Origin of the sequence: Flavobacterium hibernum (assembly GCF_000832125.1) — a bacterium.
Taxonomy (GTDB): Bacteria; Bacteroidota; Bacteroidia; order Flavobacteriales; family Flavobacteriaceae; genus Flavobacterium; species Flavobacterium hibernum.
Genome location: NZ_JPRK01000004.1, coordinates 1 through 25,654, shown reverse-complemented (window position 1 = coordinate 25,654; position 25,654 = coordinate 1). Strand labels below are relative to the sequence as shown.

Genomic DNA, 25,654 nt, shown 5'->3' with positions numbered 1-25,654 from the left:
TCGCAGTCTTAGTTTAATCGTGACTGAAAACCAGCGCTTAAAACTAAGACTAAATACCGAATACTGAGACTGAATAATGAGACTGAATACTAAAAACTAATCCAAATGACCAATCTTTGATGGCAATTCGAAAATTTCAAGATCAAAATATACTACAGAAGCCATAATATGATCAAAAATATCAGCCATAATATATTCATAGTTTGCCCAACGTTTATCGCTCGAAAAAGCATAAATTTCTAACGGAACTCCATGCGCACTCGATTGTAACTGACGGCACATAATATGCATATCTTTATTTAGTCCTGGATGTGATACTAAATATTGAATAATATATTTTCTAAACAAACCCAAATTGGTCATATTACGACCATTAAGTGATAAAGTTTTATCTACACCTTTAAGCATATTATATTTCTCAATTTCACTTTGACGTGTTTCGATGTAAGAGCTTATTAATTGCACTTTTTTCATCTGATTCAAATCTTCATTATTCAAAAAACGAATACTGCTGCTTTTAATCAAAACGTGTCTTTTAATACGTCTTCCGTCAGATTTTTGCATTCCGCGCCAGTTCTGAAAAGAATCTGAACTCAATGCATATGTTGGAATTGTGGTAATTGTATTATCAAAATTTCGAACTTTTACTGTTGTCAAATTAATTTCGATGACATCACCATCTGCACCAAATTTTTCCATAGTAATCCAGTCGCCAATACGAACCATATCGTTTATCGCAACCTGAACACTCGAAACGAATCCTAAAATAGTATCTCTAAAAATCAAGATAATAATTGCCGAAAGCGTTCCTAAAATGGTTAATAATTCGCCTTGTTTTATTCCGAATAATTTTGAAATAATAATCGCAACTCCAAAAATCCAGAGCACGATCATAATAACCTGAACAAAACTGTCAATTGGCTTATCGCTGTATTCCGGTTTTTGCTTTAAATAATCGCGTAAAGCATTAAAAATCGTTCTAATTATCCATAAACTAATTAAAACAATATAAACACCAACTATTTTACCAAAAAGAGTTTCCCAATATTCGTATCGATCCAAAATAATTGGAACCGCTTTATAAATAAAGAAAAACGGAATTAAATACGCGGTGTATTTTGTGGTTTTATTGTGAATTAAATAATCGTCAAACTTTGTTTTGGTACGCTGAGCAAAAACAGCCGTTAACGTTACCAAAACAAATTTTGCGATGTAATAAATGGCAAAAGCCAAAGCCACCATAATGGCAATATTCAAGACCAAGCTTATATAAGACGCAAAATTACGACTCATTCCCCAGCCTCTAAAAAGTGGGTATAAAAAGTTAAATATTTTATCCAAAAGGTTAGGCATTATTTTCTAAATATTTTTTCTCTACATAAAAAGTTCCAAAAGGAATAAGAGAAGCTATTTGAATAATTGCAAAGGTTTTTAGGTCCCAATTTTGTGGTTTTTTAAGCAAAAAAGCCAATATTACATATCCTATAAACAATACTCCATGCGTCATCCCAAGCGGACGTAACAATGTATGATAAAGTTCAGGATTATTGGTTTTAATAAAAAGCATATTGGTAAACAATACTAAGTAAGAGATTCCCTCTAAAATTGCAGTAACTTTGAAAATCTTGAGCATGTAATTATATTTTGAATTTAATAGGAGCAAAATTAAGTATTATGGTTGGTTTTTGCGGTATGAATCAAGAAAGTAATTTACTTTTGTATTCTTAAACTTTTATAGATGAGTAAGCGTGATTTAAAAAAATATTTGGGCGAATTAAATAAAACACAACTCGAAGAACAAATCCTTGAGTTGTACGAAAAGTTTAGTCCAGTAAAAACGTATTACGATTTTGTTTTTAATCCAAAAGAGGACAAACTTTTGCAGGAATGCAAGGTTAAAATCTCGCAAGAATATTTTCCGATAAAAAAACCTGGCTCAAAAAGGCGTCCTAAAGCCAAAATGCGTCGTTCGGTCGCACAAAAATATATCAAACATTTTATTTTATTAGGAGTTGATCCATTTGTAATTGCAGATATTATGCTTTACAATATCGAAATTGCGCAAACGTATTCGTCGCAAAATTTAATTAAGCAGGAATTATTCTACAAAAGCATGTTGAATTCATTTGAACAAGCCGTAAATTTTTCAATTTCTAACGGAATTTTGCATGATTTTAAAGAAAGAATTTTGGCGATTGAGCAAGAAACAATTCAACAAAAATGGAAAAATAAGTATGATTTTGAGGCAATTTTAGAAAAACACGACTTATAAAAGTGCTTCTCATAAAAAATCTTATTTAAAAAAAACATTTATTTTAGGTTAAAATAAGATGAATAACTGTTTTTTAGGTGTATTTTTGCAAAAATCCAAAAATTAACAATGTCTCAAAACACTTTAGAAATAGAAAGAGAAGAGAAAAAAGAACTTTATGCATACCAAAAAGGCGATATTGATGCCATTTTTGAACGTTTAGACAATGCTCCTTCGAAACATCATTTATTGTATCAATTACCAACAGGTGGTGGAAAAACAGTAATTTTTTCCGAAATCGTTCGTCGTTATTTAGCCAATAATGATAAAAAAGTGGTGGTTTTAACACACCGTATCGAACTTTGTAAACAAACCTCAAAAATGCTAAAAGGGTTTGGAGTTTCTAACAAAATTATTAATAGTAAAGTAAAAGAATTACCGGATCAAAACGAATTTTCTTGTTTTGTTGCCATGGTAGAGACTTTAAAAAACCGTATTAATGACGAAAAATTACATTTAGATAATATTGGTTTAGTTATTATTGATGAGGCACATTATAATTCATTTAGAAAATTATTAAACTCATTCAAAAATGCTTTTATTCTTGGAGTAACAGCAACACCTTTGAGTTCGAATATAAAATTACCAATGCACCAAAGTTATAATGAACTTATCGTGGGAGACACCATTAGTTCATTGATCGACAAAGGTTTCTTGGCGAGAGCCACAACTTATAGTTATGATGTTGGATTAACATCGTTAAAAGTTGGTATCAACGGAGATTACACCGTAAAATCTTCAGACGATTTGTATACAAATACCATCATGCAGGAAAAACTTTTGCATGCTTATACAGAGCGTTCTTTAGGTAAAAAGACTTTAATTTTTAACAACGGTATCCATACTTCATTATATGTATACGAAACGTTTAGAGAAGCAGGTTACGATATTAGACACCTCGACAACACAAGTAGTGCTGAGGAGCGTAAAGATATTTTGGCTTGGTTCAAGAAAACTCCAGATGCAATTTTGACTTCTGTCGGGATTTTAACAACTGGTTTTGATGAGCCAACCGTAGAAACTATTATCTTAAACAGAGCAACAAAATCATTAACTTTATACTACCAAATGATTGGTCGTGGATCTCGTAAATTACCTGGTAAAGACGAGTTCACAGTTATTGACTTAGGAAATAATGCAGCACGTTTTGGTTTATGGAGTGAGCCGGTAAACTGGCAACACATCTTTAAATCTCCTGAGTTTTATTTGGAGAATTTACGTGATGATACCGAAATTGAGTTGTATTTTAAATACAGCATGCCTCCAGAATTGCGTGCAAAATTTGCTAAAACTGCCGTAGTTACTTTTGATGTTGATGAAGAACACAAATTAATTATCAAGCAAAATTTACGTTCTAAAGTCGTTTTAGACAAATCATTAGAGCAACATGCAGCAATGTGTGTCGATAATACAGAAACATTACAAGAAGCAAAATCATTAGGAAAAGAACTTGATGACGATATTGACTGTCGTATTAAACGTTATGCAAAATGTTTGAGCCAGTGTAGTAAAAACTACCGCGAATGGTTAGTTGACGATTACAAACTAAAACTAGTTCTGTTAATTGGTAAAAAATATCGTGAAAAAATCATGAATGAACCAGATGAATAGAAAAGTTTCATTTGAAGTTTAATAGAAGGAATAATAATTTCATAAGGCTTGTCATTTCGACGAAGGAGAAATCACACTAGTATTGCACAAAGTTTGTAGAATATTGGATGTGATTTCTCCTTCGTCGAAATGACAAAAAAGCCAAATCAAGAACCAAAGGTTCTAAAAAAATCATTTTAATCTGAGTAATCGGTGGCAGAATTTAAAATCTAAAATCAGAACTCTACAATAAAAAAACAATGTCTAAACAATTCTCATCATTAGGAATTTCAGCACCAATTTTAAAAGCTTTAAGTGAATTGAATATTGTTGAACCAACAGAAATTCAGCAAAAAACAATTCCGTTACTTTTATCTGAAAGTCATGATGTTGTAGGTTTAGCCAAAACTGGAACGGGAAAAACTGCTGCTTTTGGATTACCATTATTACAATTAATCGATACTGAATCTCCAATTGTTCAGGCAATAATTTTAGTACCAACCAGAGAACTTGGACAACAAATTTTTAGAAATTTAGAAGATTTTGGAAAACATATTCCAAACATGTCTATAGCTTCAACTTGTGGTGGAATTCCAATAAAACCACAAATCGAGCGATTAACGCAACCAACACATATTGTTGTTGCAACACCGGGACGTTTAATAGATTTAATTCAGCGTAAAGCAATTGACTTAAAACAAGCACAATATTTAGTTTTAGATGAAGCCGATGAAATGGTTTCGATCTTAAAAGAAAGCTTAGACGAAATTGTTGCTGAACTTCCTAAAAAACACCGCACTTTATTATTCTCGGCAACTTTACCAGGAACAATTAAACAACTGGTTCAGAATTACTTAAACAAAAATGTAGTTCAAGTTAGTGCTAACATGGAAACTGTTGGAAATCAAGGAATTGATCATGAATATATTGTTGTTGACCCAATTGAGAAATTAGATGTTTTAATGCATTTTTTAAATTCAAAAGAAGGAGAACGCGGTATTATTTTCTGTAAAACAAAAGCGGCAGTCAACAAATTGACTAAAAACTTGGCTATAAATCGTTTTTCTTCAGGAGCGCTTCACGGTAGTTTATCTCAAGGAATTCGTGACAGAATTATGGAACAATTTCGTGAAGGACATATTAACATACTTGTTGCGACTGATTTAGCTGCTAGAGGAATTGACGTAAAAGAAATATCGTACGTTGTAAATTATCATTTACCAGACACTTACGAAACTTACGTACACCGTAGCGGAAGAACTGCAAGGGCAGGAGCAAAAGGGCTTTCATTAACCGTTATTCAAGAAGAAGAGGCTGTTGAAATTCCGGAATTTGAAAAAGAATTAGGTATTAAATTTACTAAATTCCAAAAGCCATCGGCACTAAGTTTAGAGGAAAATAATACGCTATTATGGGCTAAACAAATCTTTAAAACAAAACCCAATCACGATATTTCAGCAGATTTGAAAACAAAGGTTAAAACCGTTTTTCATCATCTTACAAAAGATGAATTGATTGAAAAACTTATGGCCAATTATGTTCTTCAAAACAAAATCGATGTAGTTGAAAAACCTGTTAAAAAATTCAAAAAGTAATATTTCAGCCGACTGCTTTTGCAAATTTATGTCGTATATTTAGATGGTAATTTTTATAAAACCTACCTAATAGACAACATATATGAAAATAGTCATTATAGGAGGTGGTTTTGCAGGAATCAATCTTGCAAAAGAGCTTGTAAACCACCCTCAAATACAAGTAACACTTGTAGATAAAAACAACTATAACTTTTTCCCTCCCTTAATATATCAGGTTGCTACGGCATTCTTAGAACCTTCGAGTATTAGTTATCCTTTCAGGAAATTTTTCGCAGGTAAAAAAAATCTTCAATTTCGTTTAGGCGAACTACTTTCAGTAGTTCCTGCAGAGAATAAAATAATTCTTAACAACGGCGAGTTAACATATGATCATTTAGTTTTCGCTACAGGAGCTGAAACAAGCTACTTTGGTATGGAAAACGTAATGAAAAACGCTATTCCGATGAAAACCTTAAATGATGCCATCGAAATGCGTAATGCGTTGCTTAAAAACCTTGAAAAAGCCGCTATTACTAAAGACATTCGTAAACGACGAAAATTATTAACTATTGTTGTTGCCGGAGGAGGACCAACAGGAGTGGAGGTTTCTGGAATGTTTGCCGAAATGCGAAAAAATATTCTACTTAAAGAATATCCGGAATTAGAAACATCTGCCAGTAATGTTTATTTAGTCGATGGGGGAGACGCACTACTCTCGCCTATGAGCAAAGCATCGCAAGAGGATACTCTTGAAGCACTAACAAAATTGGGAGTTGTAGTTAAACTACATACTCGTGTTACAGATTATGTTGACGATACGGTTCATTTTGCTAATGGAGAAACCATTAAAACTAAAAACTTAATTTGGGCTGCTGGAGTTTCTGCCAAAATATTTGAAGGAATTCCAACTGAAAGCTACGGACGTGGAAAACGTATGGCTACAGATCAGTACAATAAAGTAAACGGTCTTGATAATATTTATGCCATTGGCGATACCGCTATTTTGGCCGGAGATAAAAATTTCCCTGACGGACATCCGCAAGTCGCACAAGTTGCCATTCAACAAGGATTAAATTTGGCTAAAAACTTTAAAGCCATGACTCAAAACAAACCTTTAAAAGCATTTGTTTATAATGACAAAGGTTCGATGGCAATTATTGGAAAAAATAAAGCTGTGGTCGATTTACCAAGTCCAAAATGGCATTTTAAAGGATTCTTCGCTTGGGTTATTTGGTTGTTTATTCACTTAATTTCTTTGATCACGTATAGAAACAGATTAAATACATTTTGGAACTGGATGGTCGCTTATTTCGCAAGAGATCAATCTCTTAGAATGATCATTAGACCTGATAAAAAACAGGAATTGAATTAAAATTTATTTCCCTCTAAATCCAACAAAAAACCAGAATTTTTATTTCTGGCTTTTTTTTTCGTTGTTATTTGTCATTTCGAGGAACGAGAAATCACACTAGTAATTCGACAAAGATTATCACTACGAGAAATTTCGTATGTGATTTCTCGTTCCTCGAAATGACAAGATTGTGAAAAAATTGAATTTTGGAATTTTAAAAATGAATTTTAGAATACTAATGCCCAATCATAACATCATCAGTTGCAGATAATTCAACTTTTTGTTTGATAAAGCGTTTTCCTATATTTAAAATTATAAAGGCAATGATTGTAGTTGTTGTCATAATGGCAACCATTGGCGCAACAGAATCTTTTACAAAAACTCCAACAGCAAAAGATGCCAAAGCACCTAAACCTAGCTGAATGGCACCCATTAATGCAGAAGCACTTCCAGTATTCTTAGCAAATGGAGCAAGAGTTAAACCTGCTGTATTTGGGTTAGAAATTCCTAAACAAGCTAGGAATAAAAATAACATTCCAATCGTTTCATACAATCCTAAAAGATCATTTAATGCCAATATTAGAAAAATTATACTAATTACTGATTGTGAAATTAAAGCTCCAAAAATCATTTGTTCACTCGAGTATTTCTTCAATAAAGCCGAATTTAACTGACTTGAACCTATAAAACTAACTGACATAAAAGCAAATATCCAACCGTAAGTTTTAGCATCAACGTGGTAAATATCCATAAAAACGATAGGAGAGGCCGCTACGTATGAAAATAAACCAGAAAAAGCGATTGCACCCGTAAATGCATACGTATAAAATTGAGGTTCTTTAAGTACCTTTAAGAAATTAGTAATAATAGGTTTTGGCTTCAATGATATTGATGTGTCTGGTTTATAAGTATTTGGCAAACCAATTTGCGAACCAATTAGAATAACAATTCCCATGCACATTAAAATAAAAAACACAGTATGCCAACCGTAATCTTCTGTTACATAACCTCCAACAGTTGGAGCCAACATTGGCGAAAGCCCAACAACAAGCATCAATAAAGAAAATACTTTAGGAATATCTTTTACAGGAAATAAATCTCGTACCATTGCTACCGAAGCCACTGTAGCAGCGCAACTACCAATAGCCTGAACAAAACGCAAAAGGATAAATGAATCAATATTTGTTACATAAATACAACCTAAAGACGCCAGAATATAAACCAACAAACCTATGAATAAAGGTTTTTTACGTCCAAAACGATCTAATAAAGGTCCATAAAGTAATTGTCCTGCCGAAATTCCGATAAAATAACTGGATAAACTCATTGAAACTTTGGCAACGGTAGTATGCAGATCTTTGGCAATACCAGAAAAACCAGGTAAATACATATCAATTGAAAATGGACCAAGTGCGGTTAAAGAACCTAAAATAAGTATAAGTTGAATGTATTTTTTTCGTGTCATTATCTTAAAAAATTGCTTTTAATTTTTTGCAAAGGTAAAGATTTCATATCTTGTTAGATAATTAAAACCATTTTAATAAAGTTTTGATAGTGTTACGCAGTATTTAATTTCTAAAAGCAATTAAAAAATTTAATCTTAAAATCAAAGAATTATGAAAAAGTACATGTTATTATTAGCCTTTATTTTTACGACAATTACATTTGCACAAACTATCACGTCTAAAAAAGAAGACGCAAGCCCTGAACAGTATGCACTGCTCGAAAAAGTGAATAAATTTTATCCTGACATTACTTTAAACAAAACAGTTACAAACTTTTATGCAGACGGTAACATCATTGACACGCATCAGGAATTTGATTTGGCAAATTCAAAATTTTCAAGTTACAAAATCGGGATTGAGCCTGATAACAAGAAATTATTATTTGAATACGTTTCTGATGAAACTGGAAAAGTTTGGGGAGATGTGACACTTTTTAAAGGAAATGCTTTAAGAACAACATTCTCAGAAAAAAACAATGAAATTAGTGTTGCTTTAAATGGTAAATCAGTTTATCTCAAAAAACTTAAATAATATTGTACTTAACGAAAAGCATTCGCCGCAGCGAATGCTTTTTTGCTTTATATTTGAAACTTATTTACAAAAACTAAGTCACAGACACGATAATGAAAAAATATATTTTAATATTACTGCTAATTTCTTTTTCAGCGCATTCACAAATAAATAAATTTACAGGAACCTGGAGCACTGAAAATTGTAAAAATTGTAGCAAAGAATATATTTTAACCATTACAATGGCACAATCAAATGGTAAAATTTTTGGTACAGCAGAAATTATAAGTGACAAAGCCGAATTTAAAACTGATGTTATGGAAGTTACCGGATATGTGGCAACTTTAGGAGAAAAAGCATATATCAGTCTTAAAACAAAAAACAACCTTAGTGCAAATGTTGTTTTGTACGCAAACGAATCAACTTTACAATTCAATAAACGTGGAGGCGCTGACTTAGTGCCAAAAGAAACATTTCTAACAAAACTTTACGAGTAACATAGAGACGTGAAATCGCAATGAAAACGTCAATTTTAAATGTATAGTTATGAATAACAAAATATTAAATTATGAGCTTTAAAAAATTTACATTATTAAGCGGAGAGCCATGCTACATTCAAACACAAGATGTTGTGTTCTTTAGCACGCATCCACAGGCTAATGAAAATGAATGTTTAATAAAATTAAAAGGAGGTCACGAAATTATTGTAGCTGAGAATTTAAAAGTTTGCCAATATATTTTCATTCCAGATCCATCACCATTAAGAAACTCTTATTTAAATCATTAAATAATAAGCCTTTGTAAATTAATACAAAGGCTTAATTATTTTAGAAATTACAAAAGAAAACTTCATTGATATAAAGAAGATATAAAGCCTTAAAAACGACAAATTTAGTGGTTTTAAAATGTATATATTTTGACCTATAATTTATATTATGTAAAATAGAATTTTTCAGAAACTTCTCTTATACTATAATCTAGTATTTCTCCTAATTTTAATAATTTAAACCTTCAAGTCCCTTAAACAAACAACAAATCACTCGATTCTCAATTTCATACTGTTTCATTTGTAAGATAAATTAAAAAATTTAAGAGACAAATGAGATTTTAAACACTAATAAATCATTTTAAAGCCTCTAAATCAGTAATTCTTAACATTTATTTAAAATAATTACATTCTCGCATCGATGCTTTCATTGTAAGACATTATTTTATTATTTTTACATTCGATACTTTAAAAAAATTATCAAACATATGAATACAATTGCTGAGCATATTGCAGATTTTTTAAAAGAATACCCGCCATTTGATAATTTAACTTTCCAAGAATTATCGGATATTGCGACAAACATTCGTGTTATCAATTTAGAAAAACACGCTGTATTATTTCAGAATAATGATTTACTGCATGATAGTTTTTATGTGGTTGCTTCTGGTATCATAAATTTAACTACAATTGCTGATGCTGAAGAAACTATTATAAACAAATGTCATGAAGGTGATATTTTTGGTTTACGCCCGTTTTTTGCCAAAAATAACTACATGATGACTGCAAAGGCTCGCGAAGAAAGTATCATATACGCTATTCCTATTGCTGTTTTTAGACCTTTTGTAGCTAATAATTCTGATGTACTAAACTTTTTACTTGAAAGTTTTGCCATTAATTCCAGACACACAAAAGACAACTTAAATTCAAATGGAAAATTAATTTCAGACACTGCTTTTTATGTAGATCAGCAGTCAGAAATGCAATATATACAATCGTTAGCATACAACAATTCGCCATTAACAACAGAATCAAACAGTATTATAAAAGATGTTGCTATTTTAATGACCGATTCTATGGTTGATAATGTCGTAATTTGTGAAAAAAATAATCCTATTGGGATTGTTACAAATGCTGATTTGTCTTCAAAAATTGCAACAGGACGTTACCCGATTACAGAAACAATCGACAAAATTATGTCGTCGCCAGTCGTTACTGTAATTGAGAATGTATCGCTTGCTGAAGCGCAATTGCTGATGTTAAAAAATAATGTTACACATTTATGTGTTACTAAAGATGGTACGAGTAAATCGCCTGTTAAAGGAATTATATCTGAGCACGATTTAATTGTAGCTCAAGCCAGTAATCCTGGTGTTTTAATTAAAGAAATTAAACGCTCACAATTACCAAAAGATTTAAAGCAAATACGCGATCGTTTATCTGATTTGATTCAAAATTCAATTCAGAAAAATATTCCAATCTCTCATGTCAGTAATATTGCAAGCGAAATTAATTTAGCAATTATCAAACGTGCTGTTGAGTTATCTATTTTAGATCTAGGCTCACCTCCTGCTCGATTTGCTTGGTTAAGTATTGGAAGTCAAGGTAGAAAAGAACAACTTTTACTAACAGATCAGGATAGTATTTTAATTTTTGAAGATGTTGCGCCTGAGAAATACAGAGAAGTAAAAGACTATTTTTTAAGATTAGCAAAAAGAACTACTTCTATACTTGAAAAAGTGGGTTACGAACTTTGTCCAAACGGACACATGGGAAGCAATATGCTTTGGTGTAAATCGCTGACAGACTGGACAAAACAATACAATAGTTGGATGAATACTCCAGGTGAAAACAGCAACGATTTAAGTAGTATTTTCTTTGATTACGAGATTGTTTTTGGCGAACCAAAAATTGAAGAAGTTATAGAAAACGTCATTTTTAAAAATGCTGTTAATAACACTTTATTCTTTGATTTTTTAGGAAATGATGCTTTAAAAAGAAATTCACCTTTAAGTTTCTTCAAGAAATTTATTGTTGAAGAAGAAGGCCCACATAAAGATAAATTCGACATAAAAACACGTGCATTAATGCCGTTAATAGATTCAGCACGTTTATTAATTTTAAATGCTAACATAAAAGGAATCAAAAATACATATTTAAGATTCAAGCAATTAGCAATTACAGATTCTAAAAACGCCGAGATATACTTAAGCTGTGCCGAAGCTTTTTTAACCCTATCAAAGTTTAGAACTGTTGAAGGATTAAAAAATGATGATTCCGGGCAATATATCAATTTAAGAGAAATGTCTAAAACGGATAAAGAGAAGTTAAAAAATGCCTTAACCCCAATGAAAGACCTTGAGGAATTAATTAAGAGTAAATTTCAACTTACACAATTTTCGTAAATATGCTAGACTGGATTAAAAATATCAATAAAGAGTATCCGGAATTCTGGAAGGAATACTTAAATAAATTCGAAACTAAACCTAACAAATTTGTAGTTTTATCTACTGAAACTTCAGGTCTAAACCCGAACAAAGATGTTATTTTATCTTTAGGAGCTTTTTCGGTAATTGATGATAGTATTTCTATAAAAGATAGTTTCGAAGCTGTTTTACTACAGTACAAGTTTTTGCAGGATAACGGGCTTTCAAATGAATTTATCATTGAAAGTAAAATGTTAAAAATGCCTGAGCCAGATGCGATTGAAGCTTTAATTAATTTTATTGGGAACGCTATTTTAGTTGGGCATCATATCAATTTTGACATCGAAATGATTAATGCAGCTCTGGAACGTTTAGATTGCGGAAGGCTAAAAAACGAAGCTCTAGACGTTGACATGATGTACAGAAAATTAATGGACATTAACGATAAACAATTCTCTCTCGACGATTTAAGCGAGATTTACAAAATTCCAAAAAGTGACAGAAACTCTTCTTCTGAAGATGCTTATAAAATTGCTCTTTTGTTTTTAAAATTAAAATCAAGATTAGGAATTAAGTAAATGTTTTTAAACCATATAAGTTATATAAGGAATTTAAGCTTCAATTGTCAGACTGAGCGAAGTCGAAGTCAGTCATGCAAAATCACTTTACTGAACTTCGACTTCGCTCAGTCTGAGCAACTTTGAGATAAAAGTTTGAAATCTTTGTCAAAGCTGCAGATTCCAGATAATTTCACATAAAAAAATGCCTCTTAAATTAAGAGGCATTTTTTATTTCTATTACAGTCAGAGTTTAAACTCTTTCTTTCATAATTTCTTCTACAATTTCCGGATTCAATAATGTTGAAGTATCTCCAAAATTAGAAAAATCTCCTTCGGCTATTTTACGTAAAATTCTACGCATAATTTTTCCTGAACGTGTTTTTGGTAAACCAGAAACGAATTGGATTTTGTCTAATTTTGCAATTGGCCCAATGTGATCAGAAATGTATTGGTTAATCTCTTTTGTTAAGTTAGTTCTATCTCTAACTTCTCCAGTTTCTTTTAAGATTACAAAACCATATAATGCATTTCCTTTGATATCATGTGGGAATCCAACGATTGCAGATTCTGCTACTGCTGGATGCTCATTAATTGCATCTTCTATTGGGGCTGTTCCTAAATTATGACCTGAAACAATTACAACATCATCTACTCTACCCGTGATTCTGTAATATCCAACTTCGTCTCTTAAAGCTCCGTCTCCTGTAAAATATTTTCCAGGGAAAGCAGAAAAATAAGTGTCTTTGTAACGTTGGTGATCTCCCCAAATAGTTCTGGCAATTCCTGGCCATGGAAATTTAATACATAAACTTCCTACTACTTGGTTTCCTTCAATTTCATTACGTTTTTCATCCATTAAAACCGGCTGAATTCCAGGTAATGGCAAAGTTGCATAAGTTGGTTTTGTTGGTGTTACAAATGCAATTGGCGAAATCATGATTCCACCAGTTTCTGTTTGCCACCAAGTATCAACCACCGGACATCTTTTATCTCCAACGTGGTCGTTAAACCAGTGCCATGCTTCTTCGTTGATTGGCTCTCCAACTGATCCAATAACTTTAAGTGATTTTAGAGGATATTTTTGAATATAATCTAAACTTTCTTTTGCTAGTGAACGTATTGCTGTTGGCGCTGTATAGAATTGTGTGATTTTATGTTTTTCGATAATATCCCAAAAACGGCTAAAATCCGGGTAAGACGGAACTCCTTCAAAAATTACTGTTGTTCCTCCATTTAATAAAGGTCCGTATAATATATAAGAGTGACCTGTAATCCAACCAATATCTGCAGTACACCAGAAAATATCATTTTCTTCGTGACTAAAAACATTTTTAAAAGTATAGGCCGTATAAACCATATACCCTGCTGTTGTATGAACCATTCCTTTTGGTTTTCCTGTAGAACCTGAAGTATATAAAATAAACAACGGATCTTCGGCGTCCATAATTTCAGCAACACTATTATCTAATGCAGTATCTAAAAGCGGTTGCAACCATTCGTCACGACCTTCTTTCATTTTAATTTCGGTTTTAGTTCTTCTTACAACCAAAACTTTAGAAACAGACGGGCAAGAATCTAATGCTTCGTCTACAATTCCTTTAAGATCAATAGTTTTATTACCTCTGTAACCTCCATCTGAAGTAATAACCATTTTACATTCGCAATCATTAATTCTAGCAGAAACTGCCGAAGCTGAGAAACCTGCAAAAATTACCGAGTGAATTGCTCCTATTCTTGCACAAGCCAATACAGCAACTGCCAATTCTGGAATCATTGGTAAATAAATACAAACTCTGTCTCCTTTACGAACACCTTGATCGCGCAAGACATTCGCCATTTTAGAAACTCTTTCGTATAATTCGTTATATGTAATATGTAAAGCTTCTTCAGAAGGATCATTCGGTTCAAAAATAATAGCCGTTTTTTCTCCTCTTTTGCTTAAGTGTCTATCAATGCAATTTTTTGTAATGTTAACTTTTGCTTCAGTAAACCATTTCACTTCGGCATCGGCCATATTAAAATCAACAACTTTTTCCCATTGTTGGTACCAAGTAAAATTTTCTTCAGCTATTTTCCCCCAAAACTTCCTTGGTTCCCTTATTGACTTATTGTAATGTTTAAAATATTGTTCTAAATTTTCAATTTTATAATAACTCATACGTTTTTGGAATTTTTTTATAAATGTATTAAATATCAGCGTATTCTTAAAATTATTTAATTCATAAATTTTGGCAAAAAAAAACACATATTAAAAAAAATATCGTCTTTTTATACATAAAATATAAAATTTTACTTTTTGAAGTAAAAATGCTCAGCGCAAAAAAGGCATGATAAATAAATATCATGCCTTTTTATTTATAACAATTTCAATAACAATTAATTTTGTAATTCTGCATTACAGTACGATCTTCTATTTTGAAAATAGCAGCATCTTTATTAATTAAAATGAAACTTCAACAAGTATACTTATTGCTAAATATACTCCCTTTATTAGGGATTAGCTTCACTTAACTTACTTGTTAACAGAAGTTAAGTGAATGCAATATGCATCTATATCCATTTTCTTAATAAGTGCTTACTAATTCAAAATATTATACAAAACAGAGATACAGCGCAAATTCCACAATCGAATGTGTGGTAATTCCCAATTTATTATCCAATTTTTTTCATTGCAGTCATAGACTCTCTCAACCACTCTCCTACTTCTTCGATAGGATGTTGACGAATTTCTTTGTTTACCGCAATTAAAACGGCATTATCTACTCCGTTTGAAGTTGAAAATGGTTTTCCTATAATGTTTGTTTCTACTTTTTTCATAAACTCAGTCAATAACGGCTTACAAGCGTGGTCAAATAAATAACAACCATATTCTGCCGTATCCGAAATTACACGGTTCATTTCAAATAATTTTTTTCTTGCAATTGTATTAGCAATCAATGGCAATTCGTGTAACGACTCGTAGTAAGCAGATTCTTCGATGATTCCAGCTTCAGTCATAGTTTCAAAAGCTAACTCTACACCAGCTTTTACCATTGCAATCATTAAAACTCCATTGTCAAAATATTCTTGCTCAGAAATTGGAGCTTCTTGTGGAGCTGTTTTTTCGAAGTTAGTTTCTCCAGTTGCAGCTCTCCATTTCAATAAGTTAACATCGTCATTAGCCCAATCAATCATCATAGTTCTTGAGAATTCTCCAGAAATAATATCGTCCTGATGTTTTTGGAATAACGGACGCATGATGTCTTTTAATTCATCTGCTAATTCGTAAGCTTCAATTTTAGAAGGATTATCTAAACGATCCATCATGTTTGTGATACCACCATGTTTCAAAGCTTCTGTGATAGTTTCCCATCCGTATTGAATTAATTTTGAAGCATATGTAGCATCGATTCCTTTTTCAACCATTTTATCAAAACATAAAATAGATCCAGTTTGCAACAATCCGCAAAGGATAGTTTGCTCACCCATTAAATCTGATTTTACTTCAGCTACAAATGATGATTTTAAAACTCCTGCTTTATGTCCTCCAGTTGCTACAGCATAAGCTTTTGCCTGATCTAAACCAAAACCGTTTGGATCATTTTCTGGGTGAACTGCAATTAAAGTTGGTACACCAAATCCTCTTTTGTATTCTTCACGAACCTCAGATCCAGGACATTTAGGAGCACACATAATTACTGTGATATCTTTACGAATTTGCATTCCTTCTTCAACAATATTAAAACCATGAGAATATGCTAATGTAGATCCTTGTTTCATTAATGGCATAATGGCAGTAACTACAGCAGTATGTTGCTTATCTGGTGTTAAGTTACAAACTAAGTCAGCAGTTGGAATTAATTCTTCATAAGTACCTACTTTAAAACCGTTTTCAGTAGCATTTTTAAAAGAAGCTCTTTTTTCAGCAATTGCATCTGCACGTAATGCATATGAAATATCTAAACCTGAATCTCTCATGTTTAAACCTTGATTCAAACCTTGTGCTCCACAACCAACAATGACAACTTTTTTTCCTGCAAGTGCAGCAATTCCGTCAGCAAATTCTGATTGCTCCATAAATTCGCAAACTCCTAATTGTTCTAATTGTAATCTAAGTGGTAATGTATTGAAATAATTTGCCATTTTGTTTTTAATATTTAATGAATGTTGTAATTTAATATTTGATTAATATGTAACTAAGATTATTCTATTTGAATGATTCTAATAATGTTGAAATTTCCATTTTTTGTTTAGAAACTGATATTCTGCCTGAACGAACAAATTGCATAATGCCGTAAGGTTTGAATTTTTCGTATAATTCCTCAATTTCAGAACGTCTTCCTGATTTTGAAATCACAAAAAAATCACGAGAAACAGTTACGATTGTCGATTGACTTTCTTTAATGATATTTTGTATTTGTTTTTCATCAAATAACAAACTTGAAGCTATTTTAAACAAAGCATTTTCAAGAAAAATAGTTTCTTCATCTGTGTGATAAAAAGCTTTTATAACTTCAATTTGTTTTTCAATTTGTCCAACAATATTCTGAACCCATTTTTCTGTTGTATTTACTACAATGATAAACCTAGAAACATTCTCTATTTCTGATTCTGAAACGTTTAGACTTAATATATTAATGTGACGCTTTAAGAATATTCCTGATATTCTATTCAACAATCCTACATTATTTTCTGAATATACCGATATGGTAAATGTCTTATCTTCCATGTTTTTTTATCGTTTTTTATTCCCGATAATTATCGGGATTGAAACTTTTTTCTAGCTTAATCTAATTTCAGAAACACACGCTCCTGTTGGAATCATTGGAAAAACATTGTTCTCTTTTTCGACCATAACTTCTAAGAAATAAGAATCTTTTGAAGCCAACATTTCTGCTACTGCTGCATCTAAATCTTCTCTTTGAGTTACTTTTTTAGATTTGATATGATATCCTTCGGCAATTGCAACAAAATTTGGATTGATCATTTTTGTTGACGCATATCTGTTGTCAAAAAACAATTCTTGCCATTGACGTACCATTCCTAAAAATTCATTGTTTAAGATTACAATTTTAACAGGCACTTGTGTCTGAAAGATTGTTCCTAATTCCTGAATTGTCATTTGAAAACCTCCATCTCCAATAATTGCTACTACTTCACGATCCGGTCTTCCCATTTTAGCTCCAATTGCAGCTGGTAAAGCAAATCCCATTGTTCCTAAACCACCAGAAGTGATATTACTTTTGGTCGAATTAAATTTAGCATAACGACACGCAAACATTTGGTGTTGTCCAACATCTGAAACGATAATTGCGTCGCCTTTTGAGTGTTTATTTATCATTTCCATAGTTTCACCCATAGAAATTCCTTTATTATTTGTTGGATTTAATTCTTCTTTTATTACTGAATCAAACTCAATTTTATCAAATTCTTTAAATTCATTGTGCCAAGCTTCATGAGATTTCTTTTCAATTAAAGGCAATAATGCATTTAAAGCTTCTTTTACATCTCCTAAAACTGCTACTTCAGTTTTTACGTTTTTATCAATTTCAGCTGGATCAATTTCAAAGTGAATTACTTTCGCTTGTTTTGCATATGTTTTTAAACTACCTGTAACACGATCATCAAAACGCATTCCTAACGCAATTAAAACATCACATTCGTTCGTTAGCTTATTAGGACCGTAATTTCCATGCATTCCTAACATTCCAACGTTTAACGGATGGTCTGTTGGTAAAGCTGAAAGTCCTAAAATAGTCCAACCGGCCGGAACACCAGATTTTTCAATAAAAGCTTTTAATTGTTCTTCGGCTTGACCAAGAATAATTCCCTGACCAAAAACAATAAAAGGTTTTTTTGCATTATTAATCAAAGCAGCAGCTTCTGCAACTTTATCTAGTTTTAATTTCGGAACTGGAACATAGCTTCTAATTGAAGTACATTTTTCGTAACTAAAATCAAACTCATCAAACTGAGCATTTTTAGTAATATCAATTAATACTGGCCCCGGACGACCTGAACGTGCAATAAAAAATGCTTTTGCAATGATTTCAGGAATCTCTGAAGCTTCTGTAATCTGATAATTCCATTTTGTAACCGGAGTCGAAATTCCGATAATATCAGTTTCCTGAAAAGCATCAGAACCTAATAAATGTTTTCCAACTTGCCCTGTAATACAAACCATTGGAGTTGAATCGATTTGAGCATCTGCAATTCCGGTAACTAAATTTGTCGCACCTGGTCCAGAAGTCGCAATAGCCACTCCTACTTTTCCTGTTGCTCTCGCATACCCTTGGGCTGCGTGTGTTGCACCTTGTTCATGACGAACTAGAACGTGGTGTAATTGATCTTGAAATTTATATAATTCGTCGTAAACCGGCATGATTGCTCCTCCTGGATATCCATAAACCAAATCTACTCCTTCTGCTAATAAACATCTTATAACGGCTTCTGCCCCTGATATTTTCATAGTATATTTTGTTTTCAAAAATCAATTACAAAATTCAATTTCAAAATTCAATAGCAATATCAAAAATCAATTTCAATGTTAAATTTTAAATTGACTTTTTTATATTTTTATTGCTATTTGATTTTTGACATTGTCATTGATATTGATTTTTGATATTGTTATTTAATAATTAATTATCGGTAACGCAACCTGTAGAAGCGCTTGAAACCGATCTTGCGTATTTAAGTAAAACTCCTTTTGTAACTTTCAACGGCGGTTGAACCCAAGCCGCTTTTCTTGCTGCAAATTCTTCGTCAGATATTTTTAGGTTGATTGTATTATTTACAGCATCGATAGCAATTAAATCTCCATCTTTAACTAAAGCAATACCACCACCATCATATGCTTCTGGTGTAATGTGTCCTACAACAAAGCCATGCGAACCTCCAGAGAATCTACCGTCTGTAATAAGAGCACAACTGCCTCCTAATCCAGCTCCAATAATCGCAGATGTAGGTTTCAGCATTTCAGGCATCCCCGGACCACCTTTAGGTCCACAATACCTGATGACGACTACATTACCTGGTTTTATTTTTCCAGCCTCAAGACCTGGAATTACTTCAAATTCACCTTCAAAAACAACAGCTGGACCTTCAAAATATTCTCCTTCTTTTCCACTGATTTTTGCTACAGCACCCTCTGAAGCAAGGTTTCCGTATAAAACCTGAATATTTCCTGTTGGTTTTAAAGCTTTTTGAATTTCATGAATTACTTCTTGTCCATCTTGTAAATCTGGAACTTCGGCTAAATTTTCGGCTACAGTTTTTCCTGTTACTGTTAAACAATCTCCGTGAATTAAACCGACACTTAATAAATATTTCATTACTGAAGGAATTCCTCCTGCAGCGTGAATATCTTCCATCATATATTTACCACTTGGTTTCATATCGGCCAATACAGGAGTTCTGTCATTAATAGCCTGAAAATCATCCAAAGTGATTTTGATATCAACTGAGTGAGCCATTGCGATTAAGTGCATAACTGCGTTTGTAGACCCTCCTAAAACTGCTACAATTGTAATAGCATTTTCAAAAGCTTTACGAGTCATGATATCTCTAGGCTTAATGTCTTTTTCTAATAAAATTTTAATTGCAGCTCCGGCAGCAAGACATTCGTCTCTTTTATCCTGACTTAATGCAGGGTTTGAAGAGCTGTATGGCAAACTCATTCCTAATGCTTCAATTGCAGATGACATTGTATTTGCAGTATACATACCACCACAGGCTCCTGCTCCAGGACATGCATTTTGAATAACTCCTTTAAAATCTTCAGGAGTTATTTCGTTTTTTACTTTTTTTCCTAAAGCTTCAAAAGCAGAAACAATATTCAAAGATTCACCTTTCCATTTTCCAGAGTGAATTGATCCTCCGTAAACCATAAGAGACGGGCGATTTAATCTTCCCATTGCGATTAACGCTCCAGGCATATTTTTATCACAACCAGGAATTGCAATAATACTATCGTACCATTGTGCTCCCGCAACTGTTTCAATAGAATCTGCGATTACATCACGAGAAACTAGGGAAAAACGCATTCCTTCAGTTCCGTTTGAAATTCCGTCACTAACACCAATGGTATTAAAAATAAGTCCGACCAGATCTACATCCCAAACACCTTTTTTAACATCTTTTGCTAAATCATTTAAGTGCATGTTGCAAGTGTTACCATCGTAACCCATGCTCACAATACCTACTTGTGCTTTTTTTAAATCTTCTTCAGTTAAACCAATACCGTACAACATCGCTTGCGCCGCAGGTTGTGTTTGATCTTGAGTGATGGTTTTGCTGTACTTATTTAATTCCATTATGTAATATTTTATTTTAATTTTTGTTCAAAAAAAAACCTTCCAGTATTTGGAAGGTTTGTAATATAGTTTTTCAATTATATTTATACCATTCCCGATGCATATGTGTGAATCACATTGACAACAACGACAGAAGTAATAATAATTGAGATTTGCATCTTTCTATTTTTTTAGTGTCACAAAAGTATGAAAACTTATAGGACTAAAAAAATAAAATCTCAACATTTTCTATACTTCTTGTTATTTAATTCATATTTTTAATAAAAACCTTAAACAATTGTCGATTGACCAATACTAACATTGTCATTATTAAAATATAACAGATCATCTTTACTAAAAATGAAATTAGAAACAAACTCCCCTACTTCATTTGTACCAAATTTTGAATCTGCTTTTAAATCTGTTGTAACAACTTTAAACTCAATAGCTTTTTCTACTGCCTGATAAATTACTTTTGCTTCTTTAAATAAACCAAAATGTTCTAACAACATTGCAGCCGATAAAATTGAAGCAATTGGATTGGCAATATTTTTTCCTTTTGCCTGAGGATAAGAACCGTGGATTGGTTCGAAAAGCGCATTTTTTTCTCCTAAAGATGCCGAAGCCAATAAACCAATAGAACCTGTAATTACGCTTGCTTCATCTGATAATATATCTCCAAATAAATTTTCTGTCAAAATCACATCAAATTGTTTAGGATTTAAGATAATTTGCATTGCGGCATTATCTACAAATAAAAAATCTAAAGCAACATCCGGATAACTCTCGCCCACTTTCTGAACTACTTTTCTCCATAATCTAGAGGTTTCTAAAACATTTGCTTTGTCAACCATTGTTAACTTTTTACGACGATTTTGTGCCGATTTAAAAGCCAAATGTGCAATTCTGGTAATTTCTTCTTCTGAATACTCACATAAATCTGAAGCATGTGTTCCTTCTTCATTTAATGTTTTGGCTCCAAAATATGCACCACCTGTTAATTCTCTGAAAATAGTAAAATCGGCTCCCTCGATAATTTCTCTTTTTAAAGGAGAAGAATCGATTAACGATTTATAAGGTTTTATAGGACGAATGTTAGCGAATAAACCTAACTCTTTACGCAATTTTAACAATCCTTGCTCCGGACGAACTTTTGCGTTTGGATTATTATCATATTTTGGATCTCCAATAGCACCAAATAAAACTGCATCTGTGTTTAAACAAAGATTTAAGGTTTGTTCCGGCAAAGGATTTCCTGTTTTATCAATAGCAATTGCCCCCATGAGTGCCTCCTCAAAAACAAATTCATGATTGTACACTTCACCAATAGCATATAAAGCTTTTTTGGCTTGTAAGATTACTTCTGGTCCAATACCATCTCCTGGTAAAACTGCTATTTTCAAATTCATAACGTCTCGTTCTTTATGTATTTAAATCCTTTTTTCTCTTTAATCTATTTTCTTTCTTCTTAACTCTTTGCTCTATTTTCTATTCTCTAACTAACTTCTAATTAATTCTCCTTCAATTTTAGAAGCTTCGATAATTTGATGAATATCAACATCTAAAACTTCTTTCTTGATATCAGCAAATTTTAAAAATTCGATGTAAACAATATCTAATTGTACTTTTGTAAGCTCGTAACCAACTTTCTTCGCACGGTAAGCCAAAGCAGCTCTTCCGCTTCTAGCTGTTAAAATAATTGAAGATTCATTTACACCAACATCAAGCGGATCCATGATTTCGTAAGTTGCTCTGTTTTTAATCACACCATCTTGGTGAATTCCTGAACTATGCGCGAATGCATTTGCTCCAACAATTGCTTTATTTGGCTGAACGATCATTCCCATACTTTCAGAAACTAATCGGCTCATTTCGTTCAATTCTCTTGTATTAATGTTTGTATCTAAATTTAAGTATGGATGTTGTTTAAAAATCATTACAACTTCTTCAAGTGCTGTATTACCAGCTCTTTCTCCAATACCATTAATAGTACATTCTATTTGTCTCGCTCCGTTTATAGCTCCTGCGATTGAATTTGCAGTTGCCATTCCTAAATCATTATGACAGTGACATGAAAGGATTACGTTTTCGATTCCTTTTACGTTTTCTTTTAAATATTTAATTTTGGCTCCATATTCTTCAGGCAAACAATATCCAGTTGTATCCGGAATGTTTAATACTGTTGCTCCAGATTTAATTACTTCTTCGCAAACTTTTGCCAAGAAAGCGTTATCTGTTCTACCTGCATCTTCAGCATAAAACTCAACATCTTCTACATAAGATTTTGCGTGAGAAACTGCATATTTAGCTCTAGCAATAATATCTTCTCTTGTGGTATTTAATTTATGGAGGATATGAGATTCAGATGTTCCGATTCCTGTGTGGATTCTAGGTCTTTTAGCATGCTTTAGGGCAGCAGCCGCAACATCAATGTCGTTTTTTACGGCTCTTGTAAGTCCGCAGACAGTTGCATTTTCTACAATTTTACAAATCTCAGAGACCGATAAAAAATCGCCCGGACTTGACACAGGAAAACCTGCTTCGATAACGTCAACTCCCATTTTATCAAGTCTTTCTGCGATAACTAACTTTTGTTTAGTATCTAACTTACATCCTGGAACTTGCTCGCCGTCGCGCAAAGTGGTGTCAAAAATTTGAACTTTCTCTCTATTCATATTCATTTATTTAATGTAATTTCACATCTTGATAACAAATATATATTGTACTTCAGCAGTATGAAATTCATTTTAATGAAATTATACTGTTCATAAAACAATTTATAACGTATTAAATAACTAAAAACCAATAAGTTACATTATTATATTTTACAATGGCTAACCATCAAAAAGATTTTTTATTTGTATTAATAAAGTCCCTTTCTAAGTCCGAAAAAAGACAGTTTAAGATTTTTGCAAGCCGTTTAGAGACAAGTTCAAATACTAAATTCATCGAATTGTTTAATATTTTAGATAAATCTGAAAACTACGATGAAAAGCTTATCTTAAAGAGCGGAATCATCAAGAAAGTACAGTTATCTAATTTAAAATCATACTTATACAAGCAAATATTAGTGAGTATTCGATTGAATATTCCAAGTCAGAACATTCGATATCAATTGCGCGAACAAATAGACTTTGCGGTAATTCTATATAATAAAGGATTATACAAACAGAGTTTAAAGATTTTGGATAAAACTAAAATCGTTGCGCTCGAAAATGACGAAAAATATATGGCGTATGAAATTGTAGAATTCGAAAAACTAATCGAATCGCAATATATTACCCGAAGTATTCAAGGACGTGCCGACGAACTGGTTATTCAGGCAAAGGAATTGAATTACAGAAATACCATTTCAAGTAAATTATCTAATTTATCGCTTCAGTTGTACGGAATCATGTTAAAAACGGGTTACGTAAAAAGTGATGAAGAATATAAATATATTGATGATTATTTTAATAAGCACATTGCAAAACTAGACGAAAGTAAATTTGGTTTCCGCGAAAAGTATTGGTTTTATAATGCTAATTTGTGGAGAAGTTTCTTAGTTCAGGATTTCTTAGCGAGTTATAAATATGCTTATAAATGGGTGACTTTGTTTTATGATAATCCGAATATGATTATTCAGAATCCGGTATTTTTCTTAAAAGGAAATCACTACTTTTTGGAATCGCTGTATATGCTGAAATACAAATCTAATTTCAAAAAATACTTAACGCTTTTAGAGGAAACCATCGAAGATCCTAAATTTCCTGTAAACGACAACATTGCATCATTATCATTTTTATACGTTTATAACAATAAGTTAAACTTACATATTCTGGAAGGAACTTTCGCTGAAAGCGAATATCTAATTCCAGAGATACTTGAAAAGATAAAAATACACAGTGAACATCTTGACGAACATCACGAGATGTTGTTTTATTATAAGATTGCGTCAATTTACTTTGGTAACGAAAAGTATAACGAATGTATTTATTATCTGGATAAAATTATCAATAACAAGAACTTATCTATGCGTGAGGATTTAATGTGTTTTGCCAGACTTTTGTCCTTAATTACACATTATGAATTAGGTAAAGATTATTACCTTGAAAATCATCTAAAAAACACCTATAAGTTCTTGCTAAAAATGAACGACTTACACGAAGTTCAAAAAGAAATTATCAAGTTCTTAAAAAATCTAAACAATTTTTATCCTGCCGATATTAAAAAGGAATTTATCAAAATGCGTTTACGATTTATCGAACTAGAGAAAAACACTTACGAAAAAAGAGCTTTCCTGTATTTAGATATTATTTCCTGGCTTGAAAGTAAAATCGAAAACCGTAAAATTGCTGATATTATTAAAGAGAAAGCAAAATTGAATAGTCGTTAAGGTTTTAAATTCCAATTTTTATCCCGAGGCTTCGGGACCAAATTCCAAATTATTTGCTGTACTATCTTTGTCAAAGTTTAAAACTTTGACAAAGGTTTACGCGTAAAATTACTACGTAATATTTGTCATTTCGACGAAGGAGAAATCTTCGCAAGTAACTCCGCTCCTAAAAGCACTAAACTTTGTCGAGCTTTTTGCGAAGATTTCTCCTTCGTCGAAATGACATACTTTATCTAAAATATATTTAATTCAAACCCGACAGGTTTTTAAAACCTGTTGGGTTTACTAAACGTAAAAAATCCCAAACTCCACAATTGGAATTTGGGATTTTTTTATTAAAATTTTCCGAATTTTTATTCAACTATATTAGAACTCGTAACATAGAAGTTTTTATCAACCTCAATAGTTCTTTTATC

At 32.1% G+C, this 25,654-nt stretch carries 20 protein-coding genes; 10 read left to right on the top strand and 10 right to left on the bottom strand.

All coding sequences use genetic code 11. The features are described from left to right. Positions 1 to 96: 96 nt before the first annotated feature. Positions 97 to 1,353 (bottom strand): mechanosensitive ion channel family protein, encoded by a 1,257-nt coding sequence (locus IW18_RS03310; protein WP_041516173.1) that lies wholly within the window; start codon positions 1,351 to 1,353, stop codon positions 97 to 99. Beyond that, positions 1,346 to 1,633: a DUF3817 domain-containing protein gene (locus tag IW18_RS03305; RefSeq protein ID WP_041516172.1), complete on the bottom strand. Its 288-nt coding sequence runs from the start codon at positions 1,631 to 1,633 to the stop codon at positions 1,346 to 1,348. The genes IW18_RS03310 and IW18_RS03305 overlap by 8 nt, the downstream gene beginning before the upstream one ends. 105 nt (positions 1,634 to 1,738) lie before the next feature. Here IW18_RS03305 and IW18_RS03300 point away from each other — a divergent pair, with 105 nt between their 5' ends. The 4 genes from IW18_RS03300 (at position 1,739) to IW18_RS03285 (ending at position 6,847) form a co-directional block, all read left to right on the top strand. After that, positions 1,739 to 2,272, top strand: coding sequence for a DUF6155 family protein (locus IW18_RS03300; protein WP_041516171.1), 534 nt, complete (start codon positions 1,739 to 1,741; stop codon positions 2,270 to 2,272). A gap of 108 nt (positions 2,273 to 2,380) precedes the next feature. Then, a complete protein-coding gene (locus tag IW18_RS03295) occupies positions 2,381 to 3,922 on the top strand; it encodes a DEAD/DEAH box helicase (RefSeq protein ID WP_041516170.1) in 1,542 nt (513 codons plus the stop codon). Between the two features lie 239 nt (positions 3,923 to 4,161). Continuing rightward, positions 4,162 to 5,496, top strand: coding sequence for a DEAD/DEAH box helicase (locus IW18_RS03290; RefSeq protein WP_041516169.1), 1,335 nt, complete (start codon positions 4,162 to 4,164; stop codon positions 5,494 to 5,496). 82 nt (positions 5,497 to 5,578) lie between these two features. Further along, positions 5,579 to 6,847, top strand: a complete 1,269-nt coding sequence (locus IW18_RS03285; protein ID WP_041516168.1) for an NAD(P)/FAD-dependent oxidoreductase — start codon at positions 5,579 to 5,581, stop codon at positions 6,845 to 6,847. Between the two features lie 214 nt (positions 6,848 to 7,061). On the opposite strand, the gene IW18_RS03280 is transcribed toward IW18_RS03285, so the two are convergent. Beyond that, the gene (locus IW18_RS03280; RefSeq protein ID WP_041516167.1) at positions 7,062 to 8,291 is read right to left on the bottom strand and encodes a multidrug effflux MFS transporter; all 1,230 of its coding nucleotides are present in this window, start codon (positions 8,289 to 8,291) and stop codon (positions 7,062 to 7,064) included. A 151-nt stretch (positions 8,292 to 8,442) separates the two neighbouring features. On the opposite strand from IW18_RS03280, the gene IW18_RS03275 reads away from it, so the two are divergent. The 5 genes from IW18_RS03275 to IW18_RS03255 all read left to right on the top strand — a co-directional run bounded on the left by IW18_RS03275 (position 8,443) and on the right by IW18_RS03255 (position 12,611). Then, positions 8,443 to 8,862, top strand: coding sequence for a hypothetical protein (locus IW18_RS03275; RefSeq protein ID WP_041516166.1), 420 nt, complete (start codon positions 8,443 to 8,445; stop codon positions 8,860 to 8,862). Positions 8,863 to 9,083: 221 nt separating this feature from the next. After that, positions 9,084 to 9,338 carry a hypothetical protein gene (locus IW18_RS03270; protein WP_240475529.1) on the top strand — a complete coding sequence of 85 codons (255 nt, stop codon included), beginning with the start codon at positions 9,084 to 9,086 and terminating at the stop codon, positions 9,336 to 9,338. Positions 9,339 to 9,409: 71 nt separating this feature from the next. Beyond that, entirely contained in the window at positions 9,410 to 9,628 is a 219-nt protein-coding gene (locus IW18_RS03265; RefSeq protein ID WP_041516164.1) for a hypothetical protein, read from the top strand. A 467-nt stretch (positions 9,629 to 10,095) separates the two neighbouring features. Then, positions 10,096 to 12,012 (top strand): DUF294 nucleotidyltransferase-like domain-containing protein, encoded by a 1,917-nt coding sequence (locus IW18_RS03260; RefSeq protein WP_041516163.1) that lies wholly within the window; start codon positions 10,096 to 10,098, stop codon positions 12,010 to 12,012. Between the two features lie 2 nt (positions 12,013 to 12,014). Continuing rightward, positions 12,015 to 12,611, top strand: a complete 597-nt coding sequence (locus IW18_RS03255) for a 3'-5' exonuclease (RefSeq protein ID WP_041516162.1) — start codon at positions 12,015 to 12,017, stop codon at positions 12,609 to 12,611. A gap of 232 nt (positions 12,612 to 12,843) precedes the next feature. Here the strand turns inward: IW18_RS03255 and acs are convergent, their stop codons facing one another. The 7 genes from acs to IW18_RS03220 form a co-directional block, all read right to left on the bottom strand. Continuing rightward, positions 12,844 to 14,751: an acetate--CoA ligase gene (gene acs, locus IW18_RS03250; protein WP_041516345.1), complete on the bottom strand. Its 1,908-nt coding sequence runs from the start codon at positions 14,749 to 14,751 to the stop codon at positions 12,844 to 12,846. Positions 14,752 to 15,245: 494 nt separating this feature from the next. After that, positions 15,246 to 16,715, bottom strand: a complete 1,470-nt coding sequence (gene ilvC, locus IW18_RS03245) for a ketol-acid reductoisomerase (RefSeq protein ID WP_041516161.1) — start codon at positions 16,713 to 16,715, stop codon at positions 15,246 to 15,248. Between the two features lie 64 nt (positions 16,716 to 16,779). After that, a complete protein-coding gene (gene ilvN / locus IW18_RS03240; protein WP_041516160.1) occupies positions 16,780 to 17,301 on the bottom strand; it encodes an acetolactate synthase small subunit in 522 nt (173 codons plus the stop codon). A 51-nt stretch (positions 17,302 to 17,352) separates the two neighbouring features. Continuing rightward, on the bottom strand, positions 17,353 to 19,041 hold the full coding sequence (gene ilvB / locus IW18_RS03235) for a biosynthetic-type acetolactate synthase large subunit (RefSeq protein ID WP_041516159.1): 1,689 nt from the start codon (positions 19,039 to 19,041) through the stop codon (positions 17,353 to 17,355). 169 nt (positions 19,042 to 19,210) lie between these two features. Continuing rightward, complete coding sequence (ilvD, locus tag IW18_RS03230) at positions 19,211 to 20,884, bottom strand: dihydroxy-acid dehydratase (protein ID WP_041516158.1); 1,674 nt, start codon at positions 20,882 to 20,884, stop codon at positions 19,211 to 19,213. A 269-nt stretch (positions 20,885 to 21,153) separates the two neighbouring features. Next, a complete protein-coding gene (gene leuB, locus IW18_RS03225; RefSeq protein WP_041516157.1) occupies positions 21,154 to 22,272 on the bottom strand; it encodes a 3-isopropylmalate dehydrogenase in 1,119 nt (372 codons plus the stop codon). A gap of 90 nt (positions 22,273 to 22,362) precedes the next feature. Then, positions 22,363 to 23,538 carry a 2-isopropylmalate synthase gene (locus tag IW18_RS03220; protein WP_052480072.1) on the bottom strand — a complete coding sequence of 392 codons (1,176 nt, stop codon included), beginning with the start codon at positions 23,536 to 23,538 and terminating at the stop codon, positions 22,363 to 22,365. A 155-nt stretch (positions 23,539 to 23,693) separates the two neighbouring features. On the opposite strand from IW18_RS03220, the gene IW18_RS03215 reads away from it, so the two are divergent. Then, the gene (locus tag IW18_RS03215) at positions 23,694 to 25,238 is read left to right on the top strand and encodes a hypothetical protein (protein ID WP_041516156.1); all 1,545 of its coding nucleotides are present in this window, start codon (positions 23,694 to 23,696) and stop codon (positions 25,236 to 25,238) included. Positions 25,239 to 25,654: the final 416 nt, after the last annotated feature.